The 17306-nt window shown below is 45.0% G+C and carries 16 protein-coding genes; 2 read left to right on the top strand and 14 right to left on the bottom strand.

All coding sequences use genetic code 11. The features are described 5' to 3' along the window. Nucleotides 1-20: 20 nt before the first annotated feature. The 7 genes from BLQ82_RS20985 to BLQ82_RS20955 form a co-directional block, all read right to left on the bottom strand. On the bottom strand, nucleotides 21-857 hold the full coding sequence (locus tag BLQ82_RS20985) for a carbohydrate ABC transporter permease (protein ID WP_062526007.1): 837 nt from the start codon (nucleotides 855-857) through the stop codon (nucleotides 21-23). Continuing rightward, entirely contained in the window at nucleotides 857-1738 is an 882-nt protein-coding gene (locus tag BLQ82_RS20980) for a carbohydrate ABC transporter permease (RefSeq protein WP_208810742.1), read from the bottom strand. Before BLQ82_RS20980 ends, BLQ82_RS20985 begins: the two co-directional genes overlap by 1 nt. A gap of 82 nt (nucleotides 1739-1820) precedes the next feature. Further along, entirely contained in the window at nucleotides 1821-3170 is a 1350-nt protein-coding gene (locus BLQ82_RS20975) for an ABC transporter substrate-binding protein (protein ID WP_062526009.1), read from the bottom strand. Between the two features lie 15 nt (nucleotides 3171-3185). Next, complete coding sequence (locus BLQ82_RS20970) at nucleotides 3186-4646, bottom strand: glycoside hydrolase family 32 protein (RefSeq protein ID WP_062526011.1); 1461 nt, start codon at nucleotides 4644-4646, stop codon at nucleotides 3186-3188. Between the two features lie 331 nt (nucleotides 4647-4977). Further along, on the bottom strand, nucleotides 4978-5376 hold the full coding sequence (locus tag BLQ82_RS20965; RefSeq protein ID WP_074648470.1) for a transporter: 399 nt from the start codon (nucleotides 5374-5376) through the stop codon (nucleotides 4978-4980). A 347-nt stretch (nucleotides 5377-5723) separates the two neighbouring features. Next, the gene (locus tag BLQ82_RS20960; protein WP_062526015.1) at nucleotides 5724-6104 is read right to left on the bottom strand and encodes a hypothetical protein; all 381 of its coding nucleotides are present in this window, start codon (nucleotides 6102-6104) and stop codon (nucleotides 5724-5726) included. 340 nt (nucleotides 6105-6444) lie between these two features. Beyond that, complete coding sequence (locus BLQ82_RS20955; RefSeq protein WP_062526017.1) at nucleotides 6445-7776, bottom strand: extracellular solute-binding protein; 1332 nt, start codon at nucleotides 7774-7776, stop codon at nucleotides 6445-6447. A 205-nt stretch (nucleotides 7777-7981) separates the two neighbouring features. Here BLQ82_RS20955 and BLQ82_RS20950 point away from each other — a divergent pair, with 205 nt between their 5' ends. Both BLQ82_RS20950 and BLQ82_RS33100 read left to right on the top strand, forming a co-directional pair. After that, nucleotides 7982-8695, top strand: coding sequence for a response regulator transcription factor (locus tag BLQ82_RS20950; protein ID WP_062526019.1), 714 nt, complete (start codon nucleotides 7982-7984; stop codon nucleotides 8693-8695). A gap of 40 nt (nucleotides 8696-8735) precedes the next feature. After that, nucleotides 8736-10616, top strand: coding sequence for an ATP-binding protein (locus tag BLQ82_RS33100; RefSeq protein WP_074648468.1), 1881 nt, complete (start codon nucleotides 8736-8738; stop codon nucleotides 10614-10616). Between the two features lie 364 nt (nucleotides 10617-10980). Here BLQ82_RS33100 and BLQ82_RS20940 read toward each other — a convergent pair whose 3' ends face one another. The 7 genes from BLQ82_RS20940 to BLQ82_RS20910 all read right to left on the bottom strand — a co-directional run bounded on the left by BLQ82_RS20940 (nucleotide 10981) and on the right by BLQ82_RS20910 (nucleotide 17294). Next, nucleotides 10981-11676, bottom strand: coding sequence for an ABC transporter ATP-binding protein (locus BLQ82_RS20940; protein ID WP_062526021.1), 696 nt, complete (start codon nucleotides 11674-11676; stop codon nucleotides 10981-10983). Continuing rightward, the gene (locus tag BLQ82_RS20935) at nucleotides 11676-12797 is read right to left on the bottom strand and encodes an ABC transporter permease (protein WP_062526023.1); all 1122 of its coding nucleotides are present in this window, start codon (nucleotides 12795-12797) and stop codon (nucleotides 11676-11678) included. Before BLQ82_RS20935 ends, BLQ82_RS20940 begins: the two co-directional genes overlap by 1 nt. Before the next feature lie 119 nt (nucleotides 12798-12916). Next, complete coding sequence (locus BLQ82_RS20930) at nucleotides 12917-13486, bottom strand: TetR/AcrR family transcriptional regulator (RefSeq protein WP_062526025.1); 570 nt, start codon at nucleotides 13484-13486, stop codon at nucleotides 12917-12919. A gap of 114 nt (nucleotides 13487-13600) precedes the next feature. Further along, nucleotides 13601-14569 carry a helix-turn-helix transcriptional regulator gene (locus tag BLQ82_RS20925; protein WP_062526026.1) on the bottom strand — a complete coding sequence of 323 codons (969 nt, stop codon included), beginning with the start codon at nucleotides 14567-14569 and terminating at the stop codon, nucleotides 13601-13603. A gap of 370 nt (nucleotides 14570-14939) precedes the next feature. After that, nucleotides 14940-15665 carry an ABC transporter permease gene (locus tag BLQ82_RS20920; protein ID WP_062526027.1) on the bottom strand — a complete coding sequence of 242 codons (726 nt, stop codon included), beginning with the start codon at nucleotides 15663-15665 and terminating at the stop codon, nucleotides 14940-14942. A 7-nt stretch (nucleotides 15666-15672) separates the two neighbouring features. Continuing rightward, nucleotides 15673-16578, bottom strand: a complete 906-nt coding sequence (locus BLQ82_RS20915; protein WP_062526029.1) for an ATP-binding cassette domain-containing protein — start codon at nucleotides 16576-16578, stop codon at nucleotides 15673-15675. After that, nucleotides 16575-17294 (bottom strand): ABC transporter ATP-binding protein, encoded by a 720-nt coding sequence (locus BLQ82_RS20910; protein ID WP_062526182.1) that lies wholly within the window; start codon nucleotides 17292-17294, stop codon nucleotides 16575-16577. The genes BLQ82_RS20915 and BLQ82_RS20910 overlap by 4 nt, the downstream gene beginning before the upstream one ends. Between the last annotated feature and the right edge of the window lie 12 nt (nucleotides 17295-17306).

Here is a 17306-nt window from a genome sequence, read left to right as displayed (position 1 = left end):
AGTCAAAGGCATATGGGAGATTAACCTTTAGTCGCACCTGCAGTCATACCGGAAATAACGCTCTTGTTGAAAATGAAGTAAACCACCATAGTCGGGATGGTCGTAATGCTGATTGCAGCAAAGGTGGCTCCCCAATCCGTTAAACCGTACTGTCCGATATAATCCATCAAGCCAACTGGAATGGTCCGTGACTTAAGGTCATGAATAAACGTATTCGCGAAAATAAACTCATTCCAGACAAATATCAGATTCATTACGACAACCGTGACTATCGTATTCCGGGATAGCGGGAAAATCATCCGCCAAAAAACCTGATACACACCGCAGCCATCCATGACAGCGGCCTCCATGATCTCATTCGAAATGTATTTATAGAAGCTCACGAAAAGATAGATCGAGATCGGCAGTGCAAAACCTACTTGGGGCAAAATGAGAGAAGTGAGCGTATTGATAATTCCTATTTTGTTATAAAGAATGAACAGCGGAATGAGCACGACCTGAATCGGGATCATAATGCCGCACAGAAATAGAAACAGCACGCTTTGACTCCATTTAAAAGACATCTTCTCAATAACGAAAGCCGCCATGGCGCTGAACAGGATCACAAGCACGATGGTCGTCACGGCGACGATGAGACTATTGGAAAAATAAGTCCCCAAATTCCCTTTATTCCACACGCTGGAATAATTTCCGAAAGTGAATTGGCTTGGCAGGCTGAGCGGGTTATCACCGGAAAAATCGGTAGGCGCCTTAAAACTGGAGATGAACACCCAGACAAGGGGATACACTTGAATGACAAGCAGAACAAAGGAAACTACCACAAGAACCGCTTTAGTATAACCAGAAAATTTCATCATCAGGTCTCCTTACTGTCCATCATCCGTCTGATAAAGGCGACTGCAATGAGGCTTTCAACGACGATAAATACGGCCATTGCGCTGCCATAACCAAAGTCCAGACTGGAGAATGCGGTTTTGTACATATAAGTCGGCAACAATTCCGTTACGCGGCCCGGTCCCCCGTTCGTCATGAGATACGGGATGTCGAACCCTTTCAGCGCCCCCGTAGTAGCCATAATGATAGAAACCATCAGAACCGGCTTAATCAGCGGCATTTTAATCGAACGGAACAGGTTCCAGGAAGAAGCTCCGTCAATTCTGGCAGCTTCCTCGATATCGGAAGGAATGGAAATTAACGCACTATACAAGATAATCATATAAAGACCGATATAACGCCAACCTTCGGGTACCGATACGGCACTCAGAGCCCACTTCAAGTCGGAAAGCCAGGGCCTGCTCCAGTCTCCAAGACCCATCTGCTGCAGACAAAAGTTCAGGATTCCGACCGGTTCAAATGAGTACACATTTTGGAACAACTGTGCTATGGCTACTGACGTGATGATAGCAGGGGCAAAATATAATGTTTTGAACAATTCTCTCCCCTTGGTGATGCTGGTCAGCAAGATGGCAACCAACAAACCAAGAAACACCTGCATGGCTACAATAATGAAAACATAGATCAGATTGTTGCTGAATGCCTTCCAGAATGTCTTGTCGCCGCCGAACATCTTGGCGTAATTGTCAAAGCCGATATAGAGCATATCTGAAACTCCGTCCCAGGAGAAGAAACTGAAATACATCGACCAAAGGATAGGAGCCAGAACGGTAAGCAAATACACTAATAATGCAGGCAACAGGAAGACAAGAGCGGCTTTCCGATTGCGCAGGATTTTATCCATATGCTTGCTCATTCCCTAATTTTAGTTTTATTGTACTTACAGGCGGCCGACCGGCTTTCGATTGGCCGCCTGTTTGGCATCGCTATTTGAAATATTTCGGCGCATTTTCTTTAATCGCCTGATCCATTAATTCTGCAAAATCATCCGGAGTATGGGCTCCCAGAGCCAAGGCATTCAACTCGTTGCCGAGCAGCTCATTCGTGGCCGGGTCAAGGCGCGTATCCCACGGGACCGCAAAGACGTTGCCGGATTTCGCGATTTCGTCTTGAACTTTATAGAAGAGCTCCGGCATCCCTTGCTCTTGATCAAGCGAATAATTGAAAGGCGAGAATTGGCCTTTTTCCGTATAGGCCTTCGGATATTGTTCCAGAAGGAATTTGACGAATTCCTTCATCGTATCATCGAAGGTCTCCTGGTTGAAGGCAACGCCGATGCCCGAGTTGATGAAATAATCATTTTCAGCCGTTTTGGCACCTTCCATCATGGGAAGCCGGAAAAACCCGATATTGTCCTTCATTTCTGTGCTTACTTTATCATTTACGAAGTTCATAGTTTCCCATGAACCCATGTAATACATGCCGGCTTTGCCGCCCAGGAACAAGTCGCGCGCTGCGGTGTAATCCGTTGCAGTGAATCCTTCCTGAAAGTACCCTTTGGTGCCCAGATCGTGCACGAACTTAATACCTTCCATGCCGGCAGGGTCCTTGAAAGATGCCTTCCCTTGCTTTACATTTTCGATAAAATCATTGCCTGTCATGCGGAACGGTTTGTACGCCAGGTACCGGAGAACCGGCCATTTATCCTTGCCGTCGACGGCAATCGGCGTAACCCCGCTGTGCTTCAGCGTCCCGGCAACCTTCATGAACTCATCGAACGTCTTCGGCGGCTCAAGGCCAAGATCCTTAAACATCTTGATGTTGTACCAGAATACCTCGATTCCGTATTCAAGCGGGAAAGTATACATGCTGCCGTCTGAGAACTGCTGATATTGCAAGGCCACCGGGCGGAAATCTTGATATTTGCCAAGTTCCTCCAGCAGTTTTTTCATATCCACCAGTTTGCCTTGCTGTACTAGCTTGGAAGCATAGGCATCCGGATCAGTATCGAACATAGCGGGCATTTCGTTGCTCGCAATCAATGTCCGCAGCTTTTGCAAATAGGACGGGCGATCACCTGTACCTTCCAGAACCAGCTCGAATTCCGGATGTGTTTGAGAAAACTCGTCCGCAATTTCCTTTACCGTAACGGCTGGAGGGCTGTCTACACCTCGGGCCACGAACCATTTGTATGTTTTCTTGTCCACCTTTGGCGGATTTGCCGATCCGGTTTCTACAGCGCCGTTATTATTATTTCCGCCTCCGCATGCGCTCACCATCGCCATCAGGACAACCAGCGATAACGCAAGAGCCAGCCTTTTGACATAACGTTTCATTTATAAAACCTCCTGTTAGTTGGGAACCGAAATGGATGCTTGTTCAAAAATCGCCCGGCCTTCCTGGACAAAACAGCCCCAGTTGCCGGTTTTCAAATTATACAAACGTGTAGTCATGGCGACCTGATCGGCCAAATATACTACACAAACGGAATTCTCCACAACGATCTCGATATTATAAACAGTACCGGCCTGCAATTCTATCGGTACTTCCAGCTCTACCGCATGAGGGTGGTCCCCTTTGATATGCCACTGCATCTCACCCTGCTCCCGCCGGGGCCACATGTCGAACACCAGGCGGTTATGAATGGGTTCAAGGCGAATATAATAGGCCTCGTCAAGATCCTCGCTTGCGCGAAGCATGATGCCACAGCCTCTCGTCCCTTCCGAAAAGGACAGCTCGGCCGAAATCTTGCAAGTTTCGGGCATGAAGCCGGCTGATATACAAGAGTATGTCTCGTTCGCAGCCGCCTCTATACGCCCCTCTGACTCCTTCCAATCCCCGAGCCGTGAACCCCACTCGGCCGCTTGTTTATTTGAAAAATGATGGGAAACAGTCTCCGGGATACGAACCGTTAACGTTCCATCCTGTTCTTGAACAAGTTCGTGTACGACCAGGTTTCCGGCCCACTGCCAATCCCCGTAATCATTCTCGTTTTCCTTGCTTGGGTCCCAGCCAAAAGCATAACGCTTATCTCCGTCACTCCATGTTTTCGCAGCATAGAACGCTCTGGCGTCAAACGCGTCGTTTCTCGGCGCCGTCCAAGGCCCGCTTAAAGATTTACTCATGCGGTAATGGGTGACAAATCGTTCCGAGAACGTGGAGTAAACCAGGTACCACCATTCCCCGATTTGGAATAAGTCAGGGCATTCATGCGTCACGTACATTTTTGGATTCCAGAAAGGCTGCCGGATTTCCCAATTTTTGAGATCCTTGGAAGCACAGAGTCCGATGCTCCCCCGGCGCCGGGAAGGACCTTCTTTGTTCCTTGCAGCAAGAAGCATCCAATATTCCCCCGCCTCTTCGTTCCAGAATACAAAAGGATCGCGCCAGTCATGTCTTTCATATTGAATCCCGTCGGAATAGAAGGTATCTTCCGGGATTTTCCGCCATGACTCCATATCCGTGCTCACGGCGTGCATGACGCATTGGAGCGGCACACCGTCCTCTATGAATTCCGGACTCGGATTGAGGCCGGTGTAGAACAGATGATATTCCCCATGGGCTTCGATAATTGAGCCGGTATAACAGTTAAGGTCTTGCTCGCTCACACTTCCATGCTTCAGCATTTCACCCACTTCTTCGTAGTGCACGAAATCGCTTGTGCGGAGCTCGAACCAGGAGGTTCCTTCTCCGTGAATCTTCTTGTTCTCTCTCCAATCATGAAGATAGAACAAACGGAAGCTGCCGTCTTTGTAAAAAGGGATTAGGTCTCCCACCCAAGCCCCGTTCGGCTTGTAAAATAAGTTAGTCAATTTTTGTAACCCCTTTCTTTTATTATAACTTGATTATAAAGGGGGTTGAAAACGCTTTAAATTCTAACTTCTTTGTCATATGTTCAATATTTTTGGTTTTCCTAATTTAATGAAAAGACTGTGGATCAGTTATGGTGACCTCTTCAGGCGGGATGATGATGCAGATGGTGGGGCTGAGTACCAATGGAACATTATCGTGGAGAAAATCAAGAACATAGGAAATCCATCTTTTCTGTGTGTCTTTGCAGCCGTTGATTCTTGGATGATGGCGGCAAACACGATATGCCGCACAACAAAGAGAACAGCCAGGCTGTTCTCTTTGTTGTCTGCCTTAGAAGCAGGTGAACGAGCGAATCTGATTCAAATCAATACCGAAGTACGCCCAGAAGAAGCCGAACCATCTGAACCCTGCGATAGAAGTACGTCCGACGAATACCGGGAAGAACCAGAATTGCTCGCCGTTGTTCAGCCAAATGTATGTGTTGCGGAACAGGCAGTGTCTAATCCCGCCGGGGTCGACGGCAAATGTGGTGGCCGACATTTGCGGTACGAATTGTGGTGGAGGGGCCGTCGGCGCTTGAACGCCTCCTGGTGCACCCCCTGGAAGCCCTGGAATCCCCGGAAATTGTCCGGGAAATCCGCCTGGAACCCCAGGTCCTCCCGGCACGCCAGGTCCTCCCGGGAATCCTGGAAACCCTTCGCCGGTTCCCGGCGTTGGAAAAAATCCCATATGTGATTGCTCCTTTCAATGAGTAGGCATTATCATCATATGCATTCGCGGAGAGGGCGCTTGGGCGAATGCCCATAAAAGTCTAAACCTACGACCATTGCCGAGGGATTGGTAAGCCTGGAATGGAAAACACCCGGCATACGCCGCGCCTCCAGAAATTGTTGCCGAAACCATATACCAAGCGGCCACAGACGGTACAAGCCAATTCCGATATGTAGTTGGAGAAGAGGCAAAGATGCTCATTCATATGAAAGAAAATACGGATGATGAAGGCTGCCGCCTCTTAAAGCAAAAAAGTACGGAAAACCCGGTTCATTACCGGGTTTTCCGTACCTTCGCTTTCTGGTCTAAATCAACGCATTGAAATGGCCCTCCGAGTCCACTGTCGCCGTCCGGGGATCAGTTAGACCGATGCCTTTAAGGCTTCCCTTTCCTTCGGTCCCCCAGAGCGGGGGATAGTCTTGAAGCGGAGAAGCCGGTACAAAATTGACCGAGTTGCTGCTCCCGCTTTTCTGCACCAGTCGTGCCTCCAGCAGCCGGATTTGCCGCTGCAGCTGCTCCCGGCGATAAGGAGTCTGCATCTCGCTACCCTGCGCCGCATTCGCCTTGTCCAGCTCCATCATCAGCAGGTTTCGCTGCTTCTCCAAGGAACTGACATCGCTCTGTGTGCCGCCGTAACCTGCAATGGCTTGTACTGGACTGATACCGGATACTGTTTGTGCTTCCATGATTTGTTCCTCCGTTTTCTTGGCTTCCAAATCGAACCAATTCGAAAGTTCTAATCATCTCTATTACCCAGCTATCCCCGCCATGACAACATTCCAGGCCGCATATCCGCAATAATCGTCGTATAGTCTCAGCCAGAAGCTTTTTCCGACCATCCCAAAGACCTACCGAAGACCGGCGAAAGTCCCTTCAAGGAATCATCGATGCGGTCTACTCTGCTCCTATAGTCGTCATGCTGTAAATACAGGCTGCTACAGCTTTCCCGGCGGATACGTCTGTAGTAAACGGGAGAAGCGCGGACATTAAATATAAGGGCGTTATCAGCAAGCTAAGGCTCCTTTGTTATTTCTTCGCTTTTTCCTTTTTCACAGCATCATCAAGGCTCTTTTGAACTTGGGTTTCAATTGAAGCCAGCGCTTTGTCTAGTGTTTTTTTGTTGCTTATTACCTGTTTAACCTCACTCTGCAGAATAATTGAGTACTGTGAATTGTTAAAAGGAATCCCCATTGGATTGAGATAAGGTGGTGATTCCAGGTTTGGTTTTAATTTATAGAAGGCCTCCAAACTAAGACCTTTGTACTCTTTACTATAATCCATACGAGTTAGGGAATAACCTAAAGGTTGGTCAGATCTGGATTTAGCGAAATCCGCTCCGTTATAAAATTTGATAAAGTCCCAAGCAATATCTTTATTTGCTGAACTAGCTGGAATCGCCATGATCGAAGGAAGATGGATATTCCGAGTTATTTTCCGATCCTTAGGGTCTGCAGGACCCGCAGCAATTTTAACGGTAAAAGGTTTATAATTTGCTATAGCAGCTTTATCTGCAGTTACGTCTCTTAAAGTATCCATACTAGAAGTACTTACCGTCATAGCCGCTCGTCCCATAATGAAAGGATCATTGGTATAGCCGCTTGTATTCGATCCTTCTATGGAATTAGATTTTATTGCAGTGATAGCCATACTGTATACCTTTTTCCAAGCAGCTGTATTAATAGTTACTTTTAGTGTATTAGGATTATATCGGGTTAACCCTTCAGAAGTTGCTATATCATTTATTAGATAGGTGTAATTATCAAGAGGATAGTGAAGTCCCCAGATACGAGTGTCTTTATTGCCTGAAGTTGGGAATTTGGCGGATAATTTCAATAGTTCTTCCCAAGTCATTCCGTCCTTCGGCAATGGAACATTATATTTTTTAAATAAGTCGACGTTGTAAAAGATGGATTCTGTATTGAAGGTTGGACTTAGCCCGTAGAGCTTTCCATTCATTTTCAATGCGTCCAACATTCCAGGGTATATTGTTGTAGTATCATAATTATCACGCTTAATTAACTGCCCGAGTTCTGTTAACTGATTCTCCTTGGACAACTGCTTATATTCAAGAGTGTTCAACATGATAACGTCAGGTGACTGCTCGGCGATAAAACCTTTTATATCTGATTTCCCATCCCATTTAACTTCCTGGATCTCTGTATTGGGGAATTGCAATTTGAACGATTTCTCATCGAAGTAATATTTCTCTTTGTACAGCACCTTTAAGGTTTGTTTCGTATCTGCCTGGTTGTCCGAATTTGCGGAAACTTGTCTACCTGTGCTAAGACCTGCAGAAATACCGATAAACATAACACTGAGACTAACAAACATGACCTTCTGTAATAAATTGTGCTTCAAAAATAAAACCTCCACTCATTTGTTGTTCAAACAATTATTCGCTTGTGCTGAACTAAGTATAGAAGAGAAAGCTTATCAGCTATCTACCGAAATTCTTATCATTTCCTTAAATAATGCTGCCGTTATTCATTGCATAAGAAATATCGCTTATAATTGTCGTGATGCTCTTCAATTTATGAAAGATACAGGAGTCAAGGGAGGATCTATGGCGGGAAGTACGATTTTGATGGTGGATGACGAAGCAGAAATTATCCAATTAATGAGTATTTATTTCAATAATGAAGGCTACAAGCTCCTGCAAGCGTCGAATGGCCTGGAGGCACTGGAGATTCTGCAGTCCCAGCCAGTCGACTTAATTGTACTTGATCTGATGATGCCCAAGATGGACGGATTGCAAGCTTGTATGAAAATACGAGAAACGAATCCTATTCCCATCATCATGCTCTCAGCTAAAGACCAAGATATCGATAAAATATCAGGCCTCAGTATCGGCGCCGATGACTACGTAACCAAACCATTCAACCCGCTCGAGCTGGTCGCACGGATCAAGTCGCAGCTTCGAAGGATGAACCACTTCAACTCCGTTCCGGCTAACGCGAACGAAATATATATCGAAAACGTCGTTATTAATATTGCGTCTCATACGGTGACGGTCGATCAGCAGGAAATCAAGTTGACTCCCCGCGAGTTCGCGCTCCTTCACATGCTGGCAGTCAATAGAGGGATGGTGCTGAGCATGGATCGCATCTACGAAGAGGTCTGGAACGAGCCCTTTATGGAGTCGAAAAATAGCATCATGGTTCATATCCGAAAGCTCCGTGAGAAGATAGAACCTAATCCGCGCGAACCGCGGATAATCAAAACCGTGTGGGGGATTGGATACAAAATTGAAAGCGATCTAAAAGCAAGGGGTGAGTAGGATCCAACCACAGTGGCTGTATACGATTCGTTGGAGACTAATGCTGATCATGGTTGCAAGCCTGGTTTTAACAGGCGCAGCTATTTTTTTCGGTTATTTTATGGCGGGAGCCCTGCAAAAAATCAAATACGTGGCTGCCCCGATCAATTGGAGCATTGAGCATGCTGGATCCGTTCGCGTGATGATTATAGCGGGTATCATTCTCTTTCCCGTCACTTTCTTCCTTGCCAGCCTTCGCTTGGTTCAGGATTTGCGCGAAATCAACGCAGGGTTGCAGGAACTATCGGCGGGTCGGTTCGGGCGTGAGGTGACGGTCAAGGGCAAGGATGAGTTAAGCGTTGTCGCAGAGAGTATAAATCAGCTCAGCAGCGAATGGGATCATTATCTGGCGGAGATTACGCGCGGTTGTGAGAAGATTGCCAGCGGGCAGTTCGACCACCAAATTCCGGAAATTTCCGGCAACAAATTGGGCGAGGTCGCGCTCAGTATCAACCAGATGAGTATGCAGTTGAAGCATTCGATAGCGGAGGAACGCAAGGCGGAAAAGACCAAAAATGATTTAATTACCGGTGTATCGCATGACCTGCGCACCCCTCTGACCTCAATTCTCGGCTTTCTCGAAGTGATCGAAGAGGACCGGTATCCGGATGAAGTAGAGATGCGTTATTACGTCAACATCGCGTATGAGAAATCCTTGGCGCTTCGGCGATTGATCGACGAACTGTTCGAATATACGCGAATCAACAACGGGATGCCTCTGGAACTGAGCGAGCTCGATATCGCCGGGCTGATCTATCAGCTGAAAGAGGAATTCGTGCCGGTTACGGAGAACGCAGGCATGGAAATCAGGCTGAACATGCAAGAAGGAGAATTCAAGATCCAAGCAGACGGGGGGTTGCTGGTACGGGCGTACGAGAATATAATCGCCAATGCCATACAGTACGGGGAGGCGGGCAAATATATTGATATCGATATTGCTAAGGATGGGGATGTGCTGGCCGTGCGGATCCAAAATTATGGAGACCCCATTCCGGAACAGGATTTGCCTTTTATTTTCGACCGCTTTTACCGGGTGGAGCGCTCCAGGTCGAAACAGACCGGGGGTACAGGTCTCGGACTGGCCATCGCCAAAAGCATTATCGAGGTACACGGAGGGAGTATTACTGCACACAGCAGCAGGAAGGCAACCTCGTTTGAGACACGGTTCCCGATTTCCGGCCTCAATCAGGCGCATGCGGCTGTTCCGGAAGAGGTTCATAGTGAGATCGGGCGGGTAACGGCCGGGCTCCCCGAACAAGGCCTGACACCGAAACAAAGAATATCCCCCCAGCAACGACGCTTATTCCATTCCAGGGCAGCCGCCGTATCGATGATCGTGTTGCTCGTCTGCGCGGTGGTACTATTCAGCTTCAAGAATTCATTTACCTCCGCGCTCATGGTAAAGCTGCACTTTATCTTCTCTGAAGATGGCGATCAAGTGCTGATACCGACAAGCGGAAATAACGAAATGGTTTTAATATCCGGCAAAACAGACAAAGGCTATACCCTTCTCATTCAAGATTACCTTTTCGACGGCCAGCGCCTAATTATCCGCTACACAATGAAACATTCTAACATGATATCGGAGTCGCAATGGGTGAAACAATCGGTAAAGCCGGTTTTTCAATTGGACGCCTCAACGAAACAGGCGGTTCCAGGCATCACTACGGATTCAGGTGTAATGTTGGCCAAAAACGGCACCATCAATTATTCTTTTACCAGGACTCCGCCAGACAAATTCATATTGAAAGTCAACGTAAAAGGTTTAGTCCTGTTCGATGACCCGGCTCAGGAGCATACGCTTGCCGGAGACTGGAGCTTCCAAATTCCTGTGGAGAAAAATTATAAACGAAAAACTAACGGCCAAAGTGAGCCCTTGTAGAATTCAACCTGAATTGTAGTGTACGATCGGTAAATGCAGGTTCAGCTTTAGCGAATCACCCATAGTGAGAATTGTGTCTTTTGCTCAGTAATGGAGATATCAGAGAAGTCGTGGGGAACTCGATCGCGATGAGGACAGAATAGGCAATTCCTCGGCAGCCGTTAAAAAACATCCGAGTGTCTCACAGCCCTTCAAGAAAGGAGTAGCTCTAACATCAGCACGATTCATTAAAAAGCTCAGCCAATTTGCATACTCTGCTATGATCTGAACCTAAAAAAGATGACTCCTGATCAATTCAGAAGTCATCTCATAGCTGCATAAACCTAAAGGGATTCAAGCCCAGCCCAAATCAAGGATCGCTATCTTAAAGGATGGACTCAACTTTCGCTAATGATAACTTGCCGTCTTCCATCCGGTATACCCTGTCGCAGTAAGTAAGCAGCCTTTCATCATGGGTCACCATAATCGCCGCTTTATGACGTGTTCTGACCTCACGGGCAATCAGGGAGACAACCTCATGGGCACGCTTGGTGTCAAGACTTGCTGTAGGCTCGTCCGCCAATATAACATTGGGATCATTCATTAACGCCCGGGCAATGGCGGTACGCTGTTTCTCGCCCCCAGACAGCTCCTCCGGGTAGCTTTTCAGCTTTGTGCCTAGACCCAGTTCTTCAAGCAATTTTACGGCAAAAGCTTTATCTGCTGTGCTAACCTTACCCGACATCCGCTTGACGACAAGCAACTGATCAAGGACGTTCAGATACGGAACCAAATTTGAAGCCTGCATGATGAATCCAATCTCATGTAATCGGATGTCAGATAGTTGATTGCCTGATAGCTTCGATATGTCCTGGCCATTCAGCTTAACTTCCCCCTCAGAGGCTTTAAGCAGTGCACCTGCGACGGATAAAAAGGTGCTTTTGCCCGAACCGGACGGTCCTACGACCGCGATAAATTCACCCGGTTCCACCTCAATGGACACGTTATCCAGTGCCGAAATACGATTCAATCCTTCATTGTAATACTTAGAAGCCGACGTAATTTGCAATCCCTTCGTCATTATTCACCCCTCCCAAGCGCTTTAAGCGGATCAATTTTCGAAATCGTGCGTACCGATACCAACGAACTAAGCAATGAAATCACCAGCAATACGAATGAATATGTGGACACCAGCTTCGGATCAAGCATGAATGGCATGCCTTTAGGCATAATTGCCGCTGTCCCGTAAGTCAGGATTATGCCAACTATAATGCTAGAGAGCGACAAAACAAATACCTGTGAAACGACAGCTTTGCCTAAGAATCCATTTTTTGCTCCGATTGCTTTCATAATCCCGAATTGGTTGGTCTTCTGCATCGTAAATACATAGAAGAAAACGCCAAGTACGAATGCTGAAATCGCAAGCAGGAACGCAAGCATCATCATGATCGTGCCATTCTCTTCTTTATAGCCAGGCATGCCCTGCACTGCTGCCGCACGAGTAACCGTATCGGTACCCGACAACTGTTTATTTAAGGCATTGGAATCAATGTCATCACCTTGAAGCATTATCGCATTCACGGGTTCCGTGAAACCTTTATCCGAGCCTGGTGCCGCAAATGCAATTTTCCGCCACTCGGCAATCGGTGTAAAAACAGCTGCAACGTGGTTATACGTCTGATCCTTGACAAAACCGGTGATCGTTAACGATTCTGTCGAGCCATCCAATTGGAAGGTGTCTCCAAGCTTAAATCCCTCGTCTTTCATGGTGTTATTTACTATAACTTGCGTCATATTATCGGATGTCAGCCCTGTACCTTCAATAACTGCCGGCTCTAAAAAGCTCCCCGGATCAATCCCAATAATAGCTATATCTACTTTATCCTCATTCGCTGTGCTTTTTCCTTTGATCACCGATGCCATGATGGTTCCCATCGGTGAGACAGCTTTTACATTCGGCATCTCTGCTAATTGCTTTGTCAGTTCACCCGGCAATAAAGATTTACTCATCGAAGCCTTCGATCCTTGTTCAAAAACCACATAATCAGCCTGCATATTCTTGAATGTGGAAGCTGCTAGTGTAGATAACCCATTACCCAAACCTGATAATATGAACACCAGCCAGGAAATGAGTACAAAAATGATTGCAATCATCAGAAACCTTGCCTTGTTGTGTTTCAATTCCTTCAATGCTAAGAACATAGTTTATTCCTCTCCTCCCCTTAAATAAATGACACAAGTGTCAAATTTATCGCCATCTATCTGACTTGTGTTTAGTATGCTCCTTTTATGACACATGTGTCAAATACATTTCTTACCTCTTAACGTCTTCCTGCTCCTCCTAACCACATTTGGAACAATAACCTACTCCACTGAGGTGTAGGAATATTCATCATATTCGGTGTATCAATAAGGTTAAAAAAGACACCTATGACGACAGGAAGCGGAATACTGGTATTTAAGTGTCCCTCTTGCTGCGCAAGAACGAACAACCGCTCAAGTTGTTTTTTTAAAGTCGTATGTGCTTGATCAACAAACTCAATATCATTGGCCGCCGCAGAAGAGTTGGCTTTATTAATTTTATGCGCATCTCCAAGCAGTTGATGGAAATCTGCTTCCTCGAGATATACTGTAAGCAGCTGCTGAAGAGCTTCCATGCAATCAGTCTCATCAATTGCCGACGCTTTTTGTAGTACATTTTCCATTGCGCGCTTCATACAAGCCGCAACAATCTCTTCTTTGTTAGCATAATACTGGTATATTGTGCTTCTTGCTCCAACCAGATTCCCTGATAATAATTTGAGATGAAAACCCTCATAACCGTGTTCGATAAGTACCTTCTTGGTTTGGTCAAGCAACTCCGATTTTGTAAAAGCTTGCTTTCGCCCCATGTTGTTCACCGTCCCTAATTGTTCCGTTGTCTACATTGTAACAAAAATCAGGCCCTATTTGTTGATGGTTGTTATGCTTTTAGGTATAGGCTATGGGCAGGTGCTTTTTATTGATTATAGCTTCCGTACTGGCCTGATATACTTCAAAAACCGCTCCGGATCGTGATAAACGTAAATGATTCTCCCAGGGGAAGCATCAAAGCAGTAACCCGTGTCTGGAAAATCAAAAGTTGCCATTGCCCTTTCCATCTTTTCCTCTACTCTACGATTTTCCTGCTCATAATTGAATGGCCCATGTTCAAAAACAATATACTCGGCTTCGGGAACATCAATCATAAGCATTTGTGGTGGTACTTCACCTTTATAATCAAAAGGAAGACGTACACCAAAACATTCTGTACGTGCAATACCCCAATCGCAGAGTCTGCCATCCGGGTCATTAATGTAAGCCATAATCTGACCGCTGCCGCCGTTAGCTTCACTCCCGCCATCGTCATCCAATTTGCCCTTGATACTGTCGAGTAAGCCGCAAATTGTTTCGCAGTCCTGTCCCGGAATAAGACTTTGCTTTTGCCAAAAATCCCAATACCCATTACTCTCATAGTTTTTAATGTGCAAAAATTTGTGTGCGGGAATGGTTACAAAATAAATGTTAACATCATCTGCAGATTTGATCATACCAATCTCTCCAAATCCGAAAAAGTAGCGGTCGAACGAGTTTATTTTTGTACGAAGGGCGACAGGCATAGGCTTTTTTCGGTATTCACTTGGAGTTACACCATATGTTCCCTTGAAAGCCCTGGTAAAAGCTTCATGTGATGAAAAACCATAATCAAAAGCAATATCCAAAATGCTTCTTTCACTATCCCGAACCTCTTTTAGTGCAAAGGCTAATTTTCTATGCCGCAGATAATCCCTAAATTGCATACCCGATATTTCCCTAAATTTTCTCGTAGTATGAAATTCGGAATAACCTAACTTGCGAGAAAGAAATCGTAGCGTTATTGCTTCACTGTTACGATTCTTAATACACTCGTCAATTTCATTAACGATTATTTGGATTTGCTTGTGCCACTCGTACATTCGACTGTTCACCTCGTTTCAACCACTCTATAGTCATTGTAGAGTAATGGAAATTGCATTGCTTGATTCTACTTGCGGAAAAGAGAGGATATTTTTTGCTTAACTCGCCTTTGGATAATATCAACGTTATCATTCAATGACAATTCAAACGTTTGGGTCCTACTTTTTCGGATTCTCATCATAAAGGTATCACTATTTCGTCTGTACCCTATCAATTAAATTAGCCGAATCTTAAGGAACACATGTTGAATCTTCGCTACTTATGATACGGTTCACCGTAACATTTATAGGGCGAAATTTTCGGGTGCTCAATTGGGTGCCCTTGATAAATACGTATGTTCTCACAAGGGTTTATTGTTGAAAAAATAACCTATAAATCCTGTTTTTTTGATACCCATAAAATACTGACCACGGAAACAACGCCAATAACCGCCATACTAGAATATGAAACACTCATGGGAAATGCAAAATCAATATTGATGGATGTAACCTGGCTAACCCTCAGAATAGTAACGATGGGTAAGATAGAGGATAGCACAGATGACCAGACTCCAACAAAGGATAACACTGCGTACATAATCGTTGCACAAATAGCAATAAGATAACTTTTACGGCAAATTACCGCGACTGATAGGACTGGTAAAAGGCTAAAGAACATAAGTAAGCCAGACTTCAAATAGGTTATCAACCCATCCCAAAATGAAGCCGTTTCAAAAGGTATTCCAATAAACAAGCCAAGAAAGTTGAGCAAGTAGGATAGAGAGGCCATCGCTAAAATAATCAGAAGTAGTGCAGCTAATTTTGCTATGGCTAATCGTACACGGCCAACAGGGATTATAAACAGATTCCGGTATGTATTCTCTATGGATTCCCTTGTGAAGATATAAGTACCAATAAGTCCAAATATGCAGGGCCACAACAGCAATATTGCCAACCATAAATTTTGAGCGGCATAGGAGCTCCATGTGGTTTGAGCAGATGCCTCTAGATTTACAACAAAACCGATTAACGGAAGAATACAACAACCAGCAAGGCAAACCCAGATTATACTGGAGCCTTTGATTTTCATAAACTCAGCTCGAATGAATCTAAGCAATATTAGTTCACCCCCCTGTTATTTTCATAAAGTATTCTTCCAAATTCCCTTTGTTCATACTGATTTCGCTAACACCAATATGGGCATCATGAAAGTACCTGTTTACGTCCTCCATGTTTCTTTCTATTTCATAAATTTTTAGAATATAGTCGCTTTCAACATCGAAATCGGTAATCCCTAACTGCTTCTCTAGAATGGGTACGGCTAAGGCTGTACTGGATACTACCATTTTTATAAAATGGCGATTACGCAGCCTTATTTCATTCATGGGGACTTCTTCAATTAGGCATCCTTGATGAATAATTCCTATGGTATCGGCAAGCTGTTCCACCTCACTTAGAATATGACTAGAAATGAGTATGGACGTTCCTGCTTCTTTGCTTAGACTGAGAATGAGTGAACGCATTTGCTGAATACCTGCTGGATCAAGGCTATTCGTTGGTTCATCCAAAATAATAAATTCAGGATCATGCATTAAGGCTAATGCAATTCCAAGGCGTTGCTTCATGCCCAAAGAGAATTTTCCTGATTTCTTGTTTGTATCGTTCTCCAATCCTACTAATTCCAATGTGTTGTTCACTGCATTTTTGTTATGGATACCCCGCAAAGAAGCAATCAAGTTCAAATTTTCTACAGCAGTTAAGTTTTCATAAAAGGCCGGGGCTTCAATAAGTGCCCCGATCCTTCTATATCCTCCTGTATTGGACCTAGTCAGCTTTTCGCCGAAAACGGTAATCTCTCCGCGGGTTTGTTTTACCAAACCCATCACCATCTTTAAAGTTGTCGTCTTTCCGGCACCATTACGACCAAGCAGAGCATAAATCTCCCCTTGCCGGACATGCATATTGAGATTATTTACTACAAGCTGGTTATTATATTTTTTGGTCAATCCGTTGGTTTCTAACACCATCATAAAGTAGTGATCAATCCTCTCCCGCAGGGTTGTAGGGTTTTCTGCGATTCAATTACGCCATCTTTTAAATGAATAACGGAGTCGCCATATAGCGTGGATGCTTCTGAATGGGTAACCTGAATAATCGTTTTTCCAAATTCCCTATTAATACTCTGAAACAGCTCCATAATAGTAGCACCATTGCGGGAATCCAGATTACCTATAGGTTCATCAGCCAGAATAATTTCCGGTTGAAACAGCAAGGCTCTTGCGACGGCAATTCTTTGTTGCTGCCCACCTGATAATTCTCTAGGCGTTGCTGTTCTCTTATGAGACAGTTCTATCAAATCAAGAATTCCCTTCAATTCTATACGATAATCCTTTACACTCCTACCATCTAATATAATGGGCAGGAGGATATTATCCTCAACCGACAGATTTGGCACCAAATTATGAAATTGAAATACAAAGCCTACGTCCCTGCGTTTCATCTTTGCTTTTTCGTCTTCCTTTAATTTACCTATGTCTTTTCCATTTATGATAATCTGTCCAGAAGTAGGGTCATCCAGGCCACCAAGCAAATATAGCAATGTAGACTTCCCGCAGCCTGACGGTCCCATGATAGAGAGAAAACTACCCTTTTCTACCGAAAAGCTCAGATCATTTAATACTTTAACCTCTTCTTTGCCCATATAGAATGATTTATTTAAATTTATGATTTCGATGCTGTTGTTCACCACATTCACCTA

It is taken from the genome of Paenibacillus jilunlii (genome assembly GCF_900102965.1).
Lineage (GTDB): Bacteria > Bacillota > Bacilli > Paenibacillales > Paenibacillaceae > Paenibacillus_AQ > Paenibacillus_AQ jilunlii.
Note: the sequence above shows the minus strand (reverse complement) of the source record. Positions and strands in the feature narration are given on the sequence as shown.

What these genes read in the sequence shown, in the direction of transcription:
- BLQ82_RS20985 (WP_062526007.1), bottom strand. Translation starts at nt 857, where the DNA reads ATGATGAAATTTTCTGGTTATACTAAAGCGGTTCTTGTGGTAGTTTCC.
- BLQ82_RS20980 (WP_208810742.1), bottom strand. Translation starts at nt 1,738, where the DNA reads ATGGATAAAATCCTGCGCAATCGGAAAGCCGCTCTTGTCTTCCTGTTG.
- BLQ82_RS20975 (WP_062526009.1), bottom strand. Translation starts at nt 3,170, where the DNA reads ATGAAACGTTATGTCAAAAGGCTGGCTCTTGCGTTATCGCTGGTTGTC.
- BLQ82_RS20965 (WP_074648470.1), bottom strand. Translation starts at nt 5,376, where the DNA reads ATGGGATTTTTTCCAACGCCGGGAACCGGCGAAGGGTTTCCAGGATTC.
- BLQ82_RS20960 (WP_062526015.1), bottom strand. Translation starts at nt 6,104, where the DNA reads ATGGAAGCACAAACAGTATCCGGTATCAGTCCAGTACAAGCCATTGCA.
- BLQ82_RS20950 (WP_062526019.1), top strand. Translation starts at nt 7,982, where the DNA reads ATGGCGGGAAGTACGATTTTGATGGTGGATGACGAAGCAGAAATTATC.
- BLQ82_RS33100 (WP_074648468.1), top strand. Translation starts at nt 8,736, where the DNA reads ATGCTGATCATGGTTGCAAGCCTGGTTTTAACAGGCGCAGCTATTTTT.
- BLQ82_RS20940 (WP_062526021.1), bottom strand. Translation starts at nt 11,676, where the DNA reads ATGACGAAGGGATTGCAAATTACGTCGGCTTCTAAGTATTACAATGAA.
- BLQ82_RS20935 (WP_062526023.1), bottom strand. Translation starts at nt 12,797, where the DNA reads ATGTTCTTAGCATTGAAGGAATTGAAACACAACAAGGCAAGGTTTCTG.
- BLQ82_RS20930 (WP_062526025.1), bottom strand. Translation starts at nt 13,486, where the DNA reads ATGGGGCGAAAGCAAGCTTTTACAAAATCGGAGTTGCTTGACCAAACC.
- BLQ82_RS20925 (WP_062526026.1), bottom strand. Translation starts at nt 14,569, where the DNA reads ATGTACGAGTGGCACAAGCAAATCCAAATAATCGTTAATGAAATTGAC.
- BLQ82_RS20915 (WP_062526029.1), bottom strand. Translation starts at nt 16,578, where the DNA reads ATGATGGTGTTAGAAACCAACGGATTGACCAAAAAATATAATAACCAG.